17 protein-coding genes and 22 other annotated features are annotated in these 15,142 nt (G+C 53.3%); of the genes, 5 read left to right on the forward strand and 12 right to left on the reverse strand.

Annotation, left to right across the window (positions count from 1 at the left end; translation table 11 throughout):
• Positions 1-9: 9 nt before the first annotated feature.
• Positions 10-15 (forward strand) — a ribosome-binding site (putative RBS for yneB; RegulonDB:STMS1H004005).
• The 3 genes from yneB (at position 10) to STM4080 (ending at position 2,044) form a co-directional block, all read left to right on the forward strand.
• Positions 10-897, forward strand: a protein-coding gene (yneB, locus tag STM4078) for a putative fructose-1,6-bisphosphate aldolase (protein ID NP_462959.1). Within the gene, positions 22-897 belong to an annotated coding region; the region does not span the whole gene. It overlaps the preceding feature by 6 nt.
• 31 nt (positions 898-928) lie before the next feature.
• Positions 929-934: a ribosome-binding site (putative RBS for yneC; RegulonDB:STMS1H004006), on the forward strand.
• The gene (gene yneC / locus STM4079) for a putative inner membrane protein (RefSeq protein ID NP_462960.3) occupies positions 929-1,270 on the forward strand. Within the gene, positions 941-1,270 belong to an annotated coding region; the region does not span the whole gene. Its footprint overlaps the feature before it by 6 nt.
• Positions 1,271-1,272: 2 nt before the next feature.
• Positions 1,273-1,278 (forward strand) — a ribosome-binding site (putative RBS for STM4080; RegulonDB:STMS1H004007).
• The gene (locus tag STM4080; RefSeq protein ID NP_462961.1) for a putative ribulose-5-phosphate 3-epimerase occupies positions 1,273-2,044 on the forward strand. Within the gene, positions 1,280-2,044 belong to an annotated coding region; the region does not span the whole gene. Its footprint overlaps the feature before it by 6 nt.
• Positions 2,045-2,135: 91 nt before the next feature.
• Here STM4080 and tpiA read toward each other — a convergent pair.
• Together tpiA and yiiQ are read right to left on the reverse strand one after the other, a co-directional pair.
• The gene (tpiA, locus tag STM4081) for a triosephosphate isomerase (RefSeq protein NP_462962.1) occupies positions 2,136-2,916 on the reverse strand. Within the gene, positions 2,136-2,903 belong to an annotated coding region; the region does not span the whole gene.
• Positions 2,911-2,916: a ribosome-binding site (putative RBS for tpiA; RegulonDB:STMS1H004008), on the reverse strand. (Overlaps the previous gene by 6 nt.)
• A gap of 99 nt (positions 2,917-3,015) precedes the next feature.
• Positions 3,016-3,624 (reverse strand): putative periplasmic protein gene (gene yiiQ / locus STM4082; RefSeq protein ID NP_462963.1). Within the gene, positions 3,016-3,612 belong to an annotated coding region; the region does not span the whole gene.
• Positions 3,619-3,624: a ribosome-binding site (putative RBS for yiiQ; RegulonDB:STMS1H004009), on the reverse strand. (Overlaps the previous gene by 6 nt.)
• Before the next feature lie 77 nt (positions 3,625-3,701).
• Positions 3,702-3,707 (forward strand) — a ribosome-binding site (putative RBS for yiiR; RegulonDB:STMS1H004010).
• Here yiiQ and yiiR point away from each other — a divergent pair.
• Positions 3,702-4,141, forward strand: a protein-coding gene (yiiR, locus tag STM4083; RefSeq protein NP_462964.1) for a putative inner membrane protein. Within the gene, positions 3,713-4,141 belong to an annotated coding region; the region does not span the whole gene. Its footprint overlaps the feature before it by 6 nt.
• A gap of 106 nt (positions 4,142-4,247) precedes the next feature.
• Here yiiR and fpr read toward each other — a convergent pair.
• The 4 genes from fpr to glpF all read right to left on the reverse strand — a co-directional run bounded on the left by fpr (position 4,248) and on the right by glpF (position 8,732).
• Positions 4,248-5,006 (reverse strand): ferredoxin-NADP reductase gene (fpr, locus tag STM4084; RefSeq protein ID NP_462965.1). Within the gene, positions 4,248-4,994 belong to an annotated coding region; the region does not span the whole gene.
• Positions 5,001-5,006: a ribosome-binding site (putative RBS for fpr; RegulonDB:STMS1H004011), on the reverse strand. (Overlaps the previous gene by 6 nt.)
• 84 nt (positions 5,007-5,090) lie before the next feature.
• A complete protein-coding gene (gene glpX, locus STM4085) occupies positions 5,091-6,101 on the reverse strand; it encodes an unknown function in glycerol metabolism (protein NP_462966.1) in 1,011 nt (336 codons plus the stop codon).
• 111 nt (positions 6,102-6,212) lie between these two features.
• Positions 6,213-7,734 (reverse strand): glycerol kinase gene (gene glpK / locus STM4086; protein ID NP_462967.1). Within the gene, positions 6,213-7,721 belong to an annotated coding region; the region does not span the whole gene.
• Positions 7,729-7,734, reverse strand: a ribosome-binding site (putative RBS for glpK; RegulonDB:STMS1H004012). Its footprint overlaps the gene before it by 6 nt.
• Before the next feature lie 7 nt (positions 7,735-7,741).
• Positions 7,742-8,732, reverse strand: a protein-coding gene (glpF, locus tag STM4087; protein NP_462968.1) for a glycerol diffusion MIP channel. Within the gene, positions 7,742-8,587 belong to an annotated coding region; the region does not span the whole gene.
• Positions 8,594-8,599, reverse strand: a ribosome-binding site (putative RBS for glpF; RegulonDB:STMS1H004013). Its footprint overlaps the gene before it by 6 nt.
• Positions 8,679-8,699, reverse strand: a protein binding site (putative binding site for GlpR, RegulonDB: STMS1H000207).
• Positions 8,687-8,707: a protein binding site (putative binding site for CRP, RegulonDB: STMS1H000120), on the reverse strand. (Overlaps the previous feature by 13 nt.)
• Positions 8,689-8,709 (reverse strand) — a protein binding site (putative binding site for GlpR, RegulonDB: STMS1H000204). Its footprint overlaps the feature before it by 19 nt.
• Positions 8,703-8,723: a protein binding site (putative binding site for GlpR, RegulonDB: STMS1H000202), on the reverse strand. It overlaps the preceding feature by 7 nt.
• Positions 8,705-8,713: a -10 signal (putative -10_signal for glpF; RegulonDB:STMLTH004644), on the reverse strand. It overlaps the preceding feature by 9 nt.
• Positions 8,711-8,731, reverse strand: a protein binding site (putative binding site for CRP, RegulonDB: STMS1H000110). Its footprint overlaps the feature before it by 3 nt.
• Positions 8,724-8,732, reverse strand: a -35 signal (putative -35_signal for glpF; RegulonDB:STMLTH004644). It overlaps the preceding feature by 8 nt.
• Positions 8,731-8,753, reverse strand: a protein binding site (putative binding site for GlpR, RegulonDB: STMS1H000208). (Overlaps the previous feature by 2 nt.)
• A 216-nt stretch (positions 8,754-8,969) precedes the next feature.
• Positions 8,970-8,975, forward strand: a ribosome-binding site (putative RBS for yiiU; RegulonDB:STMS1H004014).
• On the opposite strand from glpF, the gene yiiU reads away from it, so the two are divergent.
• Positions 8,970-9,225, forward strand: a protein-coding gene (gene yiiU, locus STM4088) for a putative cytoplasmic protein (RefSeq protein ID NP_462969.1). Within the gene, positions 8,986-9,225 belong to an annotated coding region; the region does not span the whole gene. (Overlaps the previous feature by 6 nt.)
• Positions 9,226-9,446: 221 nt before the next feature.
• Here yiiU and menG read toward each other — a convergent pair.
• The 6 genes from menG to cytR form a co-directional block, all read right to left on the reverse strand.
• Positions 9,447-9,932 (reverse strand): putative methyltransferase in menaquinone biosynthesis protein, encoded by a 486-nt coding sequence (menG, locus tag STM4089; protein NP_462970.1) that lies wholly within the window; start codon positions 9,930-9,932, stop codon positions 9,447-9,449.
• 92 nt (positions 9,933-10,024) lie between these two features.
• The gene (gene menA, locus STM4090) for a 1,4-dihydroxy-2-naphthoate octaprenyltransferase (RefSeq protein NP_462971.1) occupies positions 10,025-10,966 on the reverse strand. Within the gene, positions 10,025-10,954 belong to an annotated coding region; the region does not span the whole gene.
• Positions 10,961-10,966 (reverse strand) — a ribosome-binding site (putative RBS for menA; RegulonDB:STMS1H004015). (Overlaps the previous gene by 6 nt.)
• Before the next feature lie 54 nt (positions 10,967-11,020).
• The gene (gene hslU / locus STM4091) for an ATPase component of the HslUV protease (protein NP_462972.1) occupies positions 11,021-12,363 on the reverse strand. Within the gene, positions 11,021-12,352 belong to an annotated coding region; the region does not span the whole gene.
• Positions 12,358-12,363, reverse strand: a ribosome-binding site (putative RBS for hslU; RegulonDB:STMS1H004016). Its footprint overlaps the gene before it by 6 nt.
• The gene (gene hslV, locus STM4092) for a peptidase component of the HslUV protease (protein NP_462973.1) occupies positions 12,362-12,905 on the reverse strand. Within the gene, positions 12,362-12,892 belong to an annotated coding region; the region does not span the whole gene. Before hslV ends, hslU begins: the two co-directional genes overlap by 2 nt.
• Positions 12,900-12,905 (reverse strand) — a ribosome-binding site (putative RBS for hslV; RegulonDB:STMS1H004017). (Overlaps the previous gene by 6 nt.)
• A 78-nt stretch (positions 12,906-12,983) precedes the next feature.
• Positions 12,984-13,958 (reverse strand): essential cell division protein, encoded by a 975-nt coding sequence (gene ftsN, locus STM4093; RefSeq protein NP_462974.1) that lies wholly within the window; start codon positions 13,956-13,958, stop codon positions 12,984-12,986.
• Positions 13,959-14,051: 93 nt separating this feature from the next.
• Positions 14,052-15,088, reverse strand: a protein-coding gene (gene cytR / locus STM4094; protein NP_462975.1) for a GalR/LacI family transcriptional repressor. Within the gene, positions 14,052-15,077 belong to an annotated coding region; the region does not span the whole gene.
• Positions 15,083-15,088 (reverse strand) — a ribosome-binding site (putative RBS for cytR; RegulonDB:STMS1H004018). It overlaps the preceding gene by 6 nt.
• Positions 15,089-15,142 lie beyond the last annotated feature (54 nt).

Here is a 15,142-nt window from a genome sequence, read left to right on the forward strand (position 1 = left end):
TATGTATCGACGGAGTAAAGAATGGCTGATTTAGATGATATTAAAGATGGCAAAGATTTTCACACCGATAAACCACAAACTAACACTTTGTTCGCATTAAAAGGCTGTGGCGCGCTGGATTGGGGAATGCAGTCCAGACTGGCGAGGATTTTTAATCCCAAGACCAGAAAAACGGTCATGCTGGCCTTTGACCATGGATATTTCCAGGGGCCGACAACCGGACTTGAGCGTATTGATATCAATATTGCGCCGCTCTTTGAATATGCTGATGTCTTAATGTGTACTCGCGGCATATTACGCAGTGTGGTACCTCCGGCAATCAATAAACCAGTCGTTTTACGCGCGTCCGGGGCGAATTCTATTCTCACTGAATTAAGCAATGAGGCGGTTGCGGTGGCGATGGATGACGCTGTGCGGTTGAATAGCTGTGCTGCTGCCGCACAGGTTTATATTGGTAGTGAGCATGAACATCAGTCGATTAAAAATATTATTCAACTGATTGATGCCGGGTTACGCGTCGGGATGCCAATAATGGCAGTGACCGGGGTGGGTAAAGATATGGCTCGCGACCAGCGTTATTTTTCACTGGCAACGCGTATCGCTGCGGAAATGGGGGCGCAAATTATCAAAACGTATTATGTCGATAAAGGTTTTGAGCGTATTGCGGCAGGTTGTCCGGTGCCGATTGTCATCGCCGGCGGTAAAAAACTGCCTGAACGTGAAGCATTGGAAATGTGCTATCAGGCGATTGACCAGGGGGCTTCTGGCGTAGATATGGGGCGTAATATATTCCAGTCAGAAGATCCGGTAGCCATGATTAAAGCGGTACATGCTGTCGTTCATCATAACGAAACAGCAGAGCGTGCTTATGAGCTGTTTTTGAGTGAGAAAAGTTAAATGAGATCGCTTCCCCATCTTTTACCGATGCGAGGAGATGGGGATGACTGTTATTTTATTTGGAATAATCAGGGGGTTAATGATGCACGTTACGCTGGTTGAAATTAACGTTCATGATGACAAGGTTGAACAATTTATCGATGTTTTTCGGCAGAATCATCTGGGCTCAATTAAAGAGCCGGGTAACTTGCGTTTTGATGTTCTGCAGGATCCGCAGGTGCTTACGCGATTTTATATTTATGAAGCCTACGTTGATGAACAGGCCGTCGCTTTTCACAAGACAACGCCACACTACAAAACTTGCGTGGAGCAGCTTGAACCGTTGATGACCGGTCCGCGGACAAAAAAAGTTTTTATGGGTTTGATGCCTTAAGGAGCGCTCATGAACAGCCAGTTTGCCGGATTAACGCGCGAAGCATGTGTGGCATTGTTAGCGTCATATCCGCTTAGTGTGGGTATTCTGGCAGGGCAGTGGATTGCGTTGCATCGCTATCTGCAACAGTTGGAAGCGCTAAACCAGCCGCTGTTGCATTTGGATTTGATGGATGGTCAATTTTGCCCGCAGTTTACCGTTGGGCCATGGGCAGTTGGGCAACTGCCGCAAACCTTTATCAAAGATGTTCATTTGATGGTAGCGGATCAATGGACGGCGGCGCAAGCCTGCGTGAAGGCGGGCGCACACTGCATCACGCTTCAGGCTGAAGGCGATATTCATCTGCATCATACGCTAAGCTGGCTTGGTCAGCAGACCGTGCCCGTTATTGGCGGTGAAATGCCGGTGATCCGGGGGATTAGTTTATGCCCGGCAACGCCTCTGGATGTCATTATCCCCATTCTGAGCGACGTTGAGGTTATTCAACTACTGGCAGTAAACCCTGGATACGGCAGTAAAATGCGCTCCAGTGATTTGCACGAGCGCGTGGCGCAGCTTCTCTGTCTACTTGGTGATAAACGCGAAGGTAAAATTATCGTTATTGATGGGTCGTTAACGCAGGATCAGTTGCCTTCGCTGATTGCACAGGGCATCGATCGTGTTGTTTCTGGTAGTGCGTTATTTCGTGATGATCGGCTGGTTGAGAATACGCGGAGCTGGAGGGCGATGTTTAAGGTTGCCGGGGATACTACTTTCTTACCCTCCACAGCATAAATGCCGGATGGCGGCTTTACCTTATCAGGCCTACATAAGCACTCGGCTGGTAGGCCTGATAAGCGCAGCGCCATCAGACATTGATTGGCAATTAAGCCTGTTTAGCAGCTTCTGCTGCTTTCACGATCACCGCGAAGGCGTCAGCTTTCAGAGAAGCGCCGCCTACCAGTGCGCCGTCGATGTCCGGCTGCGCGAACAGTTCGGCGGCGTTGGAGGCATTAACAGAACCGCCGTACTGGATAATAACCTGTTCAGCGATTTTCGCGTCAGCTTTAGCAATGTGGTCACGGATGAATTTGTGCACTGCCTGCGCCTGCGCAGGAGTTGCAGATTTACCGGTACCGATCGCCCATACGGGTTCGTAAGCGATAACCGCGCCTTCAAAGGCTGCCGCGCCCTGCGTTTTCAGTACCGCGTCGATCTGGCGTGCGCATACTTCTTCTGTTTTGCCCGCTTCGTTTTCCGCTTCGGTTTCACCGATGCACAGTACCGGCGTCAGACCTTGTTCTTTCAGTACGGCGAATTTTTTGGCGATCAGCTCGTCAGATTCTTTGTGATAAGTACGACGCTCGGAGTGGCCGATAATAATGTACTGCGCGCCGATATCCTTCAGCATTTCAGCCGAAGTTTCACCGGTGAATGCGCCAGACAGATTCAGATCAACGTTCTGCGCGCCCAGCATGATGTGGCTGCCGGCAGCAGCGCGTTTCGCCAGATCGATATACATTTCCGGCGGAGCGATTGCCACGTCGCAGCCTGCTACGCCCGTCAGTTCTTTACGCAGGTTAGCCACCAGTTCGTTTACCATGTGGCGGCTGCCGTTCAGTTTCCAGTTACCCATCACTAAAGGATGTCGCATTTCATTTCTCCACGCTTAGTCAGCGAATTAAGGAAGATGGCCGCTCGTCAGAGCAGCATGGTCTGTGAAACAGTATAGAGATTCATCCCCGGAAAGGCTTTGCTTTTTGTCATCAATTCGCCCCTTCCAGATTTTCAGATAACGTCAGCTTAATCGGTTCAACCGCGAAGGTCAGCCCCTTTTCGCCGTTATCTGCGACAACATAACGTACCGCGCCTTCGGTCTCGGCGTAATAGTGTTTACCTTTACCGGCGATAAGCATCTTTTGCAGTTTTTTCTGGCTTTGCTCTTTTGTCAGTAACGGGGCGACAGTGCGAATAATGGCGGCCATATATTCCAGCGCTTTCGCTTTCGCCGCTTTCTGTTCCGGCCCCTGAATGGGCAGCCAGGTAATCTGCATACTTTTCACTTTGAGCGTACCGCGCTCCAGCGCCGTGGAGGCATACAGATTTTCGTTAATCTTACTGGCGGCGCGGGTCAGATTCGCCTTATCGCGGCTATTCTCAATGGCGCGAAATTCATTGAGCGGCAGATCGGGATTCTGGCGGTTAAAGTTCTCACGAAACTGGCTAATAGAAAGATCAAAGGTTGGCGAGCCCGCCAGCAGATAGGGCGCTGTCGTGGTCGATGAAGAGAGCTGCGCGTGCGCCGTTATGCTGGCGGTGAGAGCAGAAAACAACAGTAAAAACAGAGTACATCCTGGCTTCATCAATCTTACCTTTCGTTAGGACTGCTCACGATTAAAACGATAACTGTCGGGCTTGTCAAAAGGGTAAACTGTAGCGGAAGGCAAAATATAAGGAACTTACATGACCATACAGCAATGGTTATTCTCATTTAAAGGGCGTATCGGACGCCGTGATTTCTGGATTTGGATCGGCCTCTGGTTTGCCGGGATGCTGGCGCTATTTTCGCTGGCGGGGAAAAACCTGCTTGATATCCAAACGGCGGCATTTTGCCTGGTGTGCCTGCTGTGGCCGACCGCCGCCGTCATGGTCAAACGTCTGCATGACCGGGGACGTTCCGGCGCGTGGGCGTTGCTGATGATTCTGGCGTGGATGCTGCTGGCCGGAAACTGGGTGATGCTGCCGGGGATGTGGCAGTGGGTCGTCGGGCGATTTATTCCGACGCTGATCCTGGTGATGATGCTTATCGATCTGGGCGCGTTTGTCGGTGTTCAGGGGGAAAATAAGTTTGGGAAAGCGACACAGGACGTGAAGTTTAAAGCAGAACCGTAAACGGGCGGTAAACCGTAATTTGCCCGGTGGCGCTGACGCTTACCGGGCCTACAGATTGGTGATGATTTGCAGGCCGGATAAGCCCCAGCCGCCATTCGGTAAAACATCACCAGTAATGTTCAGCCGTCATATGCCCCGGTCGGCGGCGCAGATGTTTAGTCATCTGTCGGGTCTCTTTCAGCAGTTGCTGCGTATCGCGCACCATCTGCGGGTTCCCGCACAGCATAACGTGGCTGGTCTCTTTATCCATCGGCAATCCAACGGCTTTTTCCAGCTCGCCGTTTTCAATGAGCGCTGGCACGCGTCCAGTAAGCGAGCCTGGCACGTTCTCCCGGCTGACCACCGTTTGGATGCGCAGCTTGCCTTCATAACGCTGTTGCAGTTCCAGCATTAGCGGCAGATAGCTTAAATCGGCGGCGAAGCGTGCGGCGTGGACTAAGACCAGATTTTTAAAGCGTGCGACATCCTGGCCATATTGTAGAATAGACAAATACGGGCCAATAGCGGTTCCGGTCGCCAGCATCCATAGCGTCTCGCAGTCAGGCACTTCATCCAGTACAAAGAAACCCGACGCGTCGCTGACCACTTGCACCTCATCGCCAGGTTTTAGCGCCGCCAGCCGCGGGCTGAGCTTTCCTTGCGGCACCGTCACCAGATAAAACTCTAAATTCGGATTGTCAGGCGCATTGACATAGGAATACGCGCGCTGAACGCGCTCGCCATCGATCTCCAGTCCGAGTTTGGTAAATTGGCCTGCAGTAAAAGGATTAATGGGGGCGTGAACGGTCAGGCTGAACAGTGCGTCAGTCCAGTTTTGCACCTTAGTGACTTTACCTGTTACCCAATCGGCCATGGTTTTCTCCTGTTCTGAATCGCTAACCTTATCTTCGTTCGTCAGGAGAAAGATTTCCAGCCCCGCGAGGCTGGAAGGCTCTAACTAACAAATGCGCTAGAGAATATGCGCCTGCACATCCGGATCTTTACGATCAAGATAGTGGATAGACTGAATGCGGCGGATGGTGCGTGATTTGCCGCGGATCAGCAGCGTTTCCGTCGTGGCAATATGGCCTTTCCGGCTAATTCCTTCCAGTAGATCGCCTTTCGTGATGCCGGTCGCGGAGAAAATAACGTTATCGCTACGCGCCATGTCGCCCAGGCATAACGCCTTGCCCGCTTCAATGCCCATTGCTTTGCAGCGCGCCAGTTCCTGTTCGCCAATGCGGCGGTTTTCTTCGCTGTTGCCTTTCACGTCATGGCGCGCCAGCAGACGCCCCTGCATATCGCCGTCCAGCGCGCGGATCACCGCTGCGGATACCACGCCTTCTGGTGCGCCGCCAATCCCGTACAGCACGTCGACTTCGCTATCCGGCATACAGGTCAGAATGGAGGCCGCGACGTCGCCGTCAGGAATGGCAAACACGCGTACGCCCAGTTTGGCCATCTCTGCGATGACCTCGTCATGACGCGGTTTTGCCAGAATGGTCACGGTCAAATCGCCAAGCGGTTTACCCAGCGCATCCGCGATGTTGCGCAGGTTATCCGCCAGCGGCAGATTGAGATCAATTGCCCCTTTGGCGCCCGGACCGACAATCAGTTTTTCCATATACATATCGGGCGCATTCAGGAAACAGCCTTTATCGCCGACCGCCAGCACCGCCAGCGCGTTCGCCTGACCCATCGCCGTCATGCGCGTGCCCTCAATCGGATCGACGGCGATATCTACCGCATCGCCGTGGCCGGTACCGACTTTCTCGCCGATATAGAGCATCGGGGCTTCGTCGATTTCGCCTTCGCCAATCACGATGGTGCCGTCAATGTTGACCTGGTTGAGCATGATACGCATGGCGTTGACCGCCGCGCCGTCCGCGGTATTTTTATCGCCGCGTCCCAGCCATTTGTAGCCAGCCAGCGCCGCCGCTTCGGTCACACGGGAAAATTCGATGGCAAGTTCTCGTCTCATAACAAACTCGTAGCAAAAAGGAGTGGCGCGCAGTGTAGCACAGGGGAAGGAGGGAATAATTGATGTGTGTGCGGAGTTGCCTCCGCACAAAGATTTTGCCGGATGGCGACCTTACTTGTCGTGCTCTTCCCACGCCATTGCGCGTTTAACCGCTTTCTTCCAGCCGCTGTAACGGTAGTTACGCTCGGTGGTTTCAATGCCGGGGCGGAATTCTCGCTCAATGACGGCTTTTTCCTGCAGCTCGTCCAGGTTCTGCCAGTAACCGACGGCCAGGCCAGCCAGATAGGCGGCGCCCAGCGCGGTCACTTCGCGCACTTCCGGGCGTTCCACCCGCGTGCCGAGAATATCTGACTGGAACTGCATCAGGAAGTTGTTGGCCACTGCGCCGCCGTCCACACGCAGAGCGTGCAGGCGGATACCGGAGTCGGCCTGCATCGCTTCCAGTACGTCGCGGGTCTGGTAAGCGATGGATTCGAGCGTCGCGCGGATAATGTGATTAGAGTTCACGCCGCGGGTCAGGCCAAAAATGGCGCCGCGGGCATACGGGTCCCAGTACGGCGCGCCCAGACCGGTGAAGGCCGGAACCACGTAGACACCGTTGGTATCTTTCACTTTCGTGGCGAAATATTCGGAGTCGAACGCGTCGCTGATGAGCTTCATTTCATCACGCAGCCATTGAATGGACGCTCCCGCCATAAACACCGCGCCTTCCAGCGCATAGTTGACTTCGCCGCTTGGGCCGCAGGCGATGGTGATCAGCAGGCCGTTTTCCGATTTTACCGCTTTCTCGCCGGTGTTCATCAGCATAAAGCAGCCGGTGCCGTAGGTATTCTTTGCCATTCCTTCCTTTACGCACAGTTGACCGAATAACGCGGCCTGCTGATCCCCGGCAATCCCGGCGATAGGAATACGTGTACCGCCTTTACCGCCAATATTGGTCTGGCCGTAGACTTCGGAGGACTTACGTACCTGGGGCAGCATCGCGCGTGGGATATCCAGCACGTCCAGCATCTTATCGTCCCAGTCCAAATCATGGATGTTGAACAGCATGGTTCGTGAGGCGTTGGTGTAATCCGTAACGTGGACGCGGCCCTGCGTCATCTTCCAGATAAGCCAGGTATCCACCGTACCGAACAGCAGCTCGCCACGCTTCGCGCGTTCGCGCGAACCTTCCACATGGTCAAGGATCCATTTCACTTTAGTGCCAGAGAAGTACGGGTCGACGACCAGACCGGTATTGTCGCGGATGTAATCTTCCAGGCCGTCGCGTTTAAGCTGTTCGCAAATATCGGCGGTACGACGGCACTGCCAGACAATAGCGTTGTATATCGGTTTGCCGGTTTCACGTTCCCAGACGATCGCGGTTTCACGTTGGTTGGTGATACCGATAGCGGCAATCTGATCGGAACTGATATCGGCCTTAGCCAGCACTTCTACCAGCGTTGAGCTTTGGGACGCCCAAATTTCCATCGGGTCGTGTTCTACCCAGCCTGGCTTAGGATAAATTTGCTCAAATTCACGCTGTGATACGCTGACGATATTCGCGTCATGATCCATAACGACCGCGCGGGAGCTGGTGGTACCCTGGTCGAGCGCAACGATATATTTTTTTTCAGTCATAATTTTGTCCCGTAATCAGATTACAGCGAAGCATTTTGTTGTGTGGTCGCGGTGGAGTCCTTCTCTTCCACGACGCAGGTATCGCACGGCAAATGACGGCCAATAAATTTGCGATAAGCAAACGCGCCCAGAATGGCGCCGACGATGGGGCCAAACAGCGGCACCAGGAAGTAAGGAATGTCTCTACCGCCGGTAAACGCAATTTCACCCCAGCCGGCAAGCCCGGCGAACATTTTGGGGCCAAAGTCACGCGCCGGATTCATCGCAAACCCGGTCAACGGCCCCATAGAGGCACCGATAACGGCGATCAGTAAACCAATGAGCAGTGGCGCAAGCGGACCGCGAGGTACGCCGTTTCCGTCGTCGGTCAGCGCCAGAATCAGCCCCATCAGAATAGCGGTAATCACCATTTCAACCGCGAAGGCCTGCACAAAATTGATATGAGGATTCGGGTAAGTTGAGAAAATGCCTGCGAGATCGAGACTTTCAACGCTGCCACGGACGATATGGTGGGTTTGTTCGAAGTCCACAAAAAGATTGTAATAAAGCCCGTAAACTAACGCCGCTGCGCAAAAGGCGCCGGCAACTTGAGAAATAATAAAAGGAACAACTTTACGTTTGTCGAAACAGGCAAATAGCCAGAGTGCGATGGTCACTGCCGGGTTCAGGTGTGCGCCAGAAACACCTGCCGTCAGGTAGATAGCCATCGCTACCCCCAGACCCCAGATGACGCTGATTTCCCACTGTCCAAAAGTAGCTCCGGCAACTTTAAGCGCAGCGACACAACCCACACCGAAAAAAATCAACAACCCGGTACCGAGGAATTCAGCAATGCACTGGCCTTTTAAGGTTGATGTTTGACTCATAATCGGATCCTGAAGAGTATGTAATGATTATTGGTATGCGAGGAGGTCATGGACATCCACGATGCCCTGTAGGCACACTGTTAATTTATCGTTAACGAGCAAAAACGAGAAATATCGAAATCAAAATGTGTGTACTGCGTCAATAAAATGAGCGTTATCGCGCCATGAAGCGCATTTTGAGACAGCAGAAGAGAGTGAATTGAATCATTTCATTAACCAATATGTTAACACTTTTAAGTTATTGAATGAATGTTACCAGGAGATGGATGAAAATTGCTGCAAACCGCGATCTACGCGGTATGTCGCTGGACAGCGAGAGCGGGGCTTCATACAATCGACACTATATATTGTGCGCGTTTACGTGAAGCGTCGCCTTGCAATTCAGGAGAGGTAAGATCATGTCTTTAGAAGTGTTTGAGAAACTGGAAGCAAAAGTACAGCAGGCGATTGACACCATCACCCTGTTACAGATGGAAATTGAAGAGCTGAAAGAAAAGAACAACAGCCTGACGCAGGAAGTGCAGTCTGCACAGCATCAGCGTGAAGAACTCGAGCGTGAAAATAATTCTCTGAAGGAACAGCAGAGCGGCTGGCAGGAACGTTTGCAGGCGCTGCTTGGTCGTATGGAAGAAGTCTAATCCTCGTCATATTTCACGTTATGGCGGCGTTGGCTGCGTGCGTTCACCCCAGTCACATAGTGGCCTATGCTCCTGGGGATTCACTTACTTGCCGCCTTGCCCTGACGCGAAATCTATAGAGGATTTAGAATGCGGATACCGGTGGGCCGGATAAGGCGTAAGCTGCCATCCGGCAATCAGCGACAACGCATAAAAAAGGCGCCTTACGGCGCCTTTTTTGATCACTCGATATCAAGCGGGTCTTCGGAAAGGATAATCCCGGTGTTGTCGGCATAGAGATGATCGCCGGAGAAGAACGTCACGCCGCCGAAATTGACGCGCACATCGCTTTCCCCAATGCCTTCACCTGCGGCGCCAACCGGAATGGCGGCGATCGCCTGAATGCCGATATCCAGCTCTTCCAGATCGTCCACCTGACGCACCGCGCCATAGATAACCAGCCCTTCCCATTCATTTTGCGTGGCCAGACGCGCCAGCTCCGCATCGACTAATGCACGACGGACAGAACCGCCGCCATCGACCAGCAGAACCCGACCACGGCCATTTTGTTCGAGCAGATCGTACAGCAACCCGTTGTCCTCGAAACATTTTACCGTGATGATTTGTCCGCCAAACGACGACCGCCCTCCAAAATTAGAGAACAGCGGTTCCACGACGTTGACATCTTCCTGATAGATGTCACAAAGCTCGGAAGTATCGTATTTCATAGGCTTAACGTTCAGTTGCTGCGAGAATTTTTAGTATATCGCGCTAAGTATACTGTTGGCAAAATCATCAATTGTTAATTGATATTTGTCAGTTAAACGGCCCACTGACTTAAGAGTATCCCAATCACAAATAACAGGTTGGTTAACAACGCGCCTTTAACGGTACGTTCAAGCATCGGGCGCATTGCCGCAGGCTCCCTTTCGCGCATTACGTAGCGCGCTTGTTTAATGAGCAAGGGCGCGGCCAGAATAAACAACCATCCCCACGGACTGTGTAGCGAGAGCAGATTAAACAGCGCCAGACAGAGCAGCGCGCCTAGCAACAGGCAGGCGTGATAACGACGCGCGTTGACATCGCCCAGTCGTACTACAAGGGTGTTTTTGCCGTTCTCTCTGTCGCTATTAATATCGCGCAGGTTATTAATATTCAGCACCGCCGTCGCCAGTAAACCGCAGGCGGTGGCCGGGAGAATCAGCGCCGGAATCAGCGTATGCGCCTGGAGATACCAGCTCCCCATGACACTTAGCCAGCCAAAGAATACCAGGACAGAGATATCACCCAGCCCGATATAGCCGTAGGGCCGATTACCCACGGTGTAGGTGATGGCGGCGATAATCGACAGCCCGCCCAAAATCAGGAAGCCGACAAAATCGGTTAACGTATGGCACGCGACCGCCACCAGCGCCAGTCCGGAGATACAGATCAGCACGACGGTAATGATTAACGCCCGCTTCATCTCCTGTCGGGTGATGACGCCTTTTTGCATCCCCCGCAGCGGCCCGATGCGATCCGGTTTATCGCTGCCTTTGACAGCGTCGCCATAATCGTTGGCGAGGTTGGATAAAATTTGCAACAGCCCGGCGGTGATAAGGGCCAGCAGCGCGACCAGAGGATCGAAATAGCCTTGCCACCATGCCAGGGCCGTACCGACGATAATCGCCGCGAAGGCGAGGGGTAAGGTTTTGGGTCGTAAGCTTTCCAGCCAGGCCTGGGTGCGGCTAATTTGTTGTTGTTCAGTCATATTTAGCGCCAATAAAAATGGGGCTTTTCAGCCCCATCAACAGTGATGAAAATGCATTGGACGCGATTATAAGATAAAACGGCTTAGATCTTCATCTGCGACCAGCGCATCCAGATGTTTGCTCACATATTCCGCATCAATTGTGATGTTTTGGCCGTGCAGATCGCTGGCGTTATAGGAAATCTCTTCCATCAGACGCTCCAGTACGGTATGCAGACGGCGCGCGCCGATGTTTTCGGTGGTTTCGTTAACCTGCCAGGCGGCTTCGGCAATACGTTTAATACCGGAATCGGTGAACTCGATATTGACGCCTTCAGTTGCCATCAGCGCTTTATACTGCACGGTGACGGAGGCGTTTGGCTCGGTCAAAATGCGTTCGAAATCGCTGGTGGTCAGCGCCTGAAGTTCAACGCGAATCGGCAGACGGCCCTGCAGTTCCGGGATCAGATCAGACGGCTTCGCCACCTGGAACGCGCCAGAGGCGATAAACAGAATATGATCCGTTTTGACCATCCCGTGTTTGGTCGAAACCGTGCAGCCTTCTACCAGCGGCAGTAAGTCGCGCTGTACGCCTTCGCGTGAAACATCCGGGCCGGAGGTTTCGCCACGCTTACAAATTTTGTCAATTTCATCGATAAACACGATGCCGTGCTGTTCAACCGCGTCGATAGCGTCCTGTTTCAGCTCTTCCGGGTTGACCAGTTTAGCAGCCTCTTCTTCAACCAACAGTTTCATCGCGTCTTTAATTTTCAGCTTACGCGGTTTCTGTTTCTGACCGCCCAGGTTCTGGAACATAGACTGCAACTGGCTGGTCATCTCTTCCATGCCCGGAGGCGCCATAATCTCTACGCCCATCGGCGCGGCGGCGAGGTTAATCTCGATCTCTTTATCGTCGAGCTGGCCTTCGCGCAGTTTTTTGCGGAACGTTTGACGGGCGGCAGAAGGCTCCTGCTGCTGTTCGGCCTGGCCCCAGTTATTTTTTGCGGGTGGGATCAGTACGTCGAGAATACGTTCTTCCGCCAACTCTTCCGCACGATAGCGGTTTTTCTCGATAGCCTGTACGCGAACCATTTTCACCGCGGCATCGGTCAGATCGCGGATGATAGAGTCCACTTCTTTCCCGACATAGCCCACTTCGGTGAATTTGGTGGCTTCGACTTTAATGAACGGCGCGTTGGCGAGTTTTGCCAGACGACGGGCGATTTCGGTTTTACCGACGCCGGTCGGGCCAATCATCAGAATATTTTTCGGCGTTACTTCGTGGCGCAGCTCTTCATCAAGCTGCATACGACGCCAGCGGTTACGCAATGCAATCGCCACGGAACGCTTTGCGTTATCCTGGCCGATAATGTGTTTGTTCAGTTCGCTGACAATTTCGCGTGGGGTCATTTCAGACATGAGAGGTCCTTACGCTTTGGCGGTCAATTCTTCAATGGTGTGGAAATGGTTGGTGTAAATGCAGATATCGCCTGCAATATCCAACGCCTTTTCAGCAATTTCGCGCGCGCCGAGCTCGGTATTTTCCAACAGAGCGCGAGCGGCAGCCTGGGCATAAGGACCGCCGGAGCCGATAGCAATTAAATCGTTTTCAGGTTGCACGACATCGCCGTTACCCGTGATGATGAGCGAGGCGGTTTCATCCGCGACGGCCAGCAACGCTTCCAGTTTGCGTAGCATACGGTCGGTACGCCAGTCTTTCGCCAGTTCAACGGCGGCTTTGACCAGGTGCCCCTGATGCATTTCCAGTTTACGTTCAAACAGCTCGAACAGCGTGAATGCATCCGCAGTACCGCCCGCAAAGCCCGCAATGACCTTGTCGTTGTAGAGGCGGCGGACTTTCTTCACGTTGCCTTTCATTACTGTGTTACCCAGTGTGGCCTGACCATCACCGGCGATTACCACGTGGCCGTTACGGCGTACGCTTACTATTGTTGTCACGAGCAGACCCCTTGGTTACTAATGCTGAATTGCGGCCCCGTACGGCGTACGGGGCATAATGCAAGTATAGATGGGGGAGATTTTGAGGGTTTCAACCCCCGGTGGCGAGTCGAATGCAGTTTGTATGGCCCGCCATCTTCAGACGGTTAATGGTGCTGTCGGCATTTTCTTTACCTTTCACCGGCCCGATAACCACGCGATTCCAGCCGTTATTGGTGGTAATTTTGGAGTCAAAGCCTTCAAACGCCAGCTGAGCGCGGACGCTTTCTGCCTGCTCGGCGCCTTTGAATGAACCACATTGCACCATCCAGCGACGTTCATCTTTTTTCTCTGCTGTCGCCTTCGGCGCTTCAGGCGCGCGCGTAATGGGCGCGGCTTTTGGCGCTGCCGCGCTGGTATGCGCCGGCGTTTGCAGCAAATCCTGATAAGGTTGCTGCGAGGCCGTCTGCTTCGGCGGCTGACTTTGGCGCGCGGGTTGCGCCGGGGCGGACTGTACCGTGCGCGTTTGCGGCTGTTCGTTTACCCGCGGCTGCGTACGTGGTTGCTGAACAGGCTGCGTTTGAGCCCACTGCTGCTGCTGCGCCTGACGCTGGCGCTGTAGCGTTTGCTGGCGTTGTTCTGGCGTCTGCTCGTTCCACGGCACTTCGTTAAGTTGCGTCGGCTGCTGACGCATATCCGCCTGCATCTGTTCCAGGAGTTGACGCTGCTCGCTGGTGAGCTGATTCGGATTCATGACTTCGCCGCCGGCGGACGGTTCCGTTGGCGTACGCACGCCCGGCTGGCGACTTTCCAGCTCTTTGATGTAACGCCAGCGCTCTTCCGGTTTTGGCGGAAGCCCATTGCCGGTGACTTTCTGGTTTTGTAGCGTTTCGGACTCTTCTTTCTTATGGTGAGTAATGAAGTACAGACCGCCGATAAAGGTCACAAGGACGGCTGCCGCAATCGCGACCATTGCCGGCGAGACGGCAGGCATGTTGCTTTGCTTCTTCCGTGAGTTCCGTGAGGTGCTCTTTTTGCGCCGCGAAGGAGCCGGTTGGCCGCGACGTACATAATCTCGTTGTGCCACTATCGTTTCGCTGTATTTATTCGTTCGTCAGCCCGTCATGTTACTGAAGCGGCGGGCCTTTGACCAGACAGGTGAGTCTTAAAGCTATTTACTTTAGGGTAAAGCGCGCGTAGAACCGCGAATAATCAGCTCGCAATCCATTAAACGCGAGCCGCTGCTCACATTTTGCCCCTGCATCTGATCGAGCAACAACAGCATCGCCTCGCGACCAATGTCAAAACGCGGCTGCGCCACGGTTGTCAACGGAGGGTCGCAAAACTCGGCCAGCGCGATATTGTCAAAGCCGATAATCGACAGATCGTCAGGCACTTTCAGACCCTGGCGCTTGGCCCAGGAGAGGGCGCCCAGCGCCATTACGTCGCTATGACAAAAGACGGCGGTAGGCGGCAACGGTTGCTCAAGCAACTGCTTTAATGCGTTTGCCCCGGCTTCAAAGGTAAAGTCGCCACGGGCGATGTAATGCGGATCGACCACAATGCCACTGCGTCTTAATGCCTGTACGTAACCTTGTAAGCGATAGTGACAGAGCGGCATATCTTCCGGCCCCGCAATACAACCAATTCGCTTGTGGCCCAAATCCAACAGGTAGTTCATGGCATTGAACGCGGCGGTGAGGTTATCAATATGTACCGTCGGCAGTTCAAGCTCCGGCGCGAACTCATTCGACATCACCATCGGAGGCAAATTGCGCTGCTCCTCAACGCTGGCGTCAAAGGGCAGTCGGGAACTGAGAAGTACCATGCCGTCGATCTGTTTGGTGATGATGAGATTAAGAAAGGTTTTTTCTTTCTGGTTTTGATGGGCGCAATCGCCAATCAGCACCAGATACCCCTGTTCTGCCGCGGTCACTTCGATACCGCGGATAATTTCACTGAAGAAGGGATCGCAAATATCCGGGACAATCACCAAAATCGTACGGGATTCATTGCGTTTTACATTTCGCCCCATCGACTGCGGGAAATAACCCACTTCAAGCGCGGCCTGTTCAACCCGGCTACGGGTCGACTGGGAGACTTTATCGGGGTTCATTAACGCGCGGGATACGGTTGCCGTAGAGACTTTCGCCTTCAACGCAACATCCTTCATCGTAGCGGCAGTAACCTGCTTGTTCGATTTCACTCTTTCTCCTCGCCTGGGAACTGCTGGCGCAGATCTATCCCTGGTAACACTCATCGAAAACATTT

It is taken from the genome of Salmonella enterica subsp. enterica serovar Typhimurium str. LT2, from assembly GCF_000006945.2.
Classification (GTDB): domain Bacteria; phylum Pseudomonadota; class Gammaproteobacteria; order Enterobacterales; family Enterobacteriaceae; genus Salmonella; species Salmonella enterica.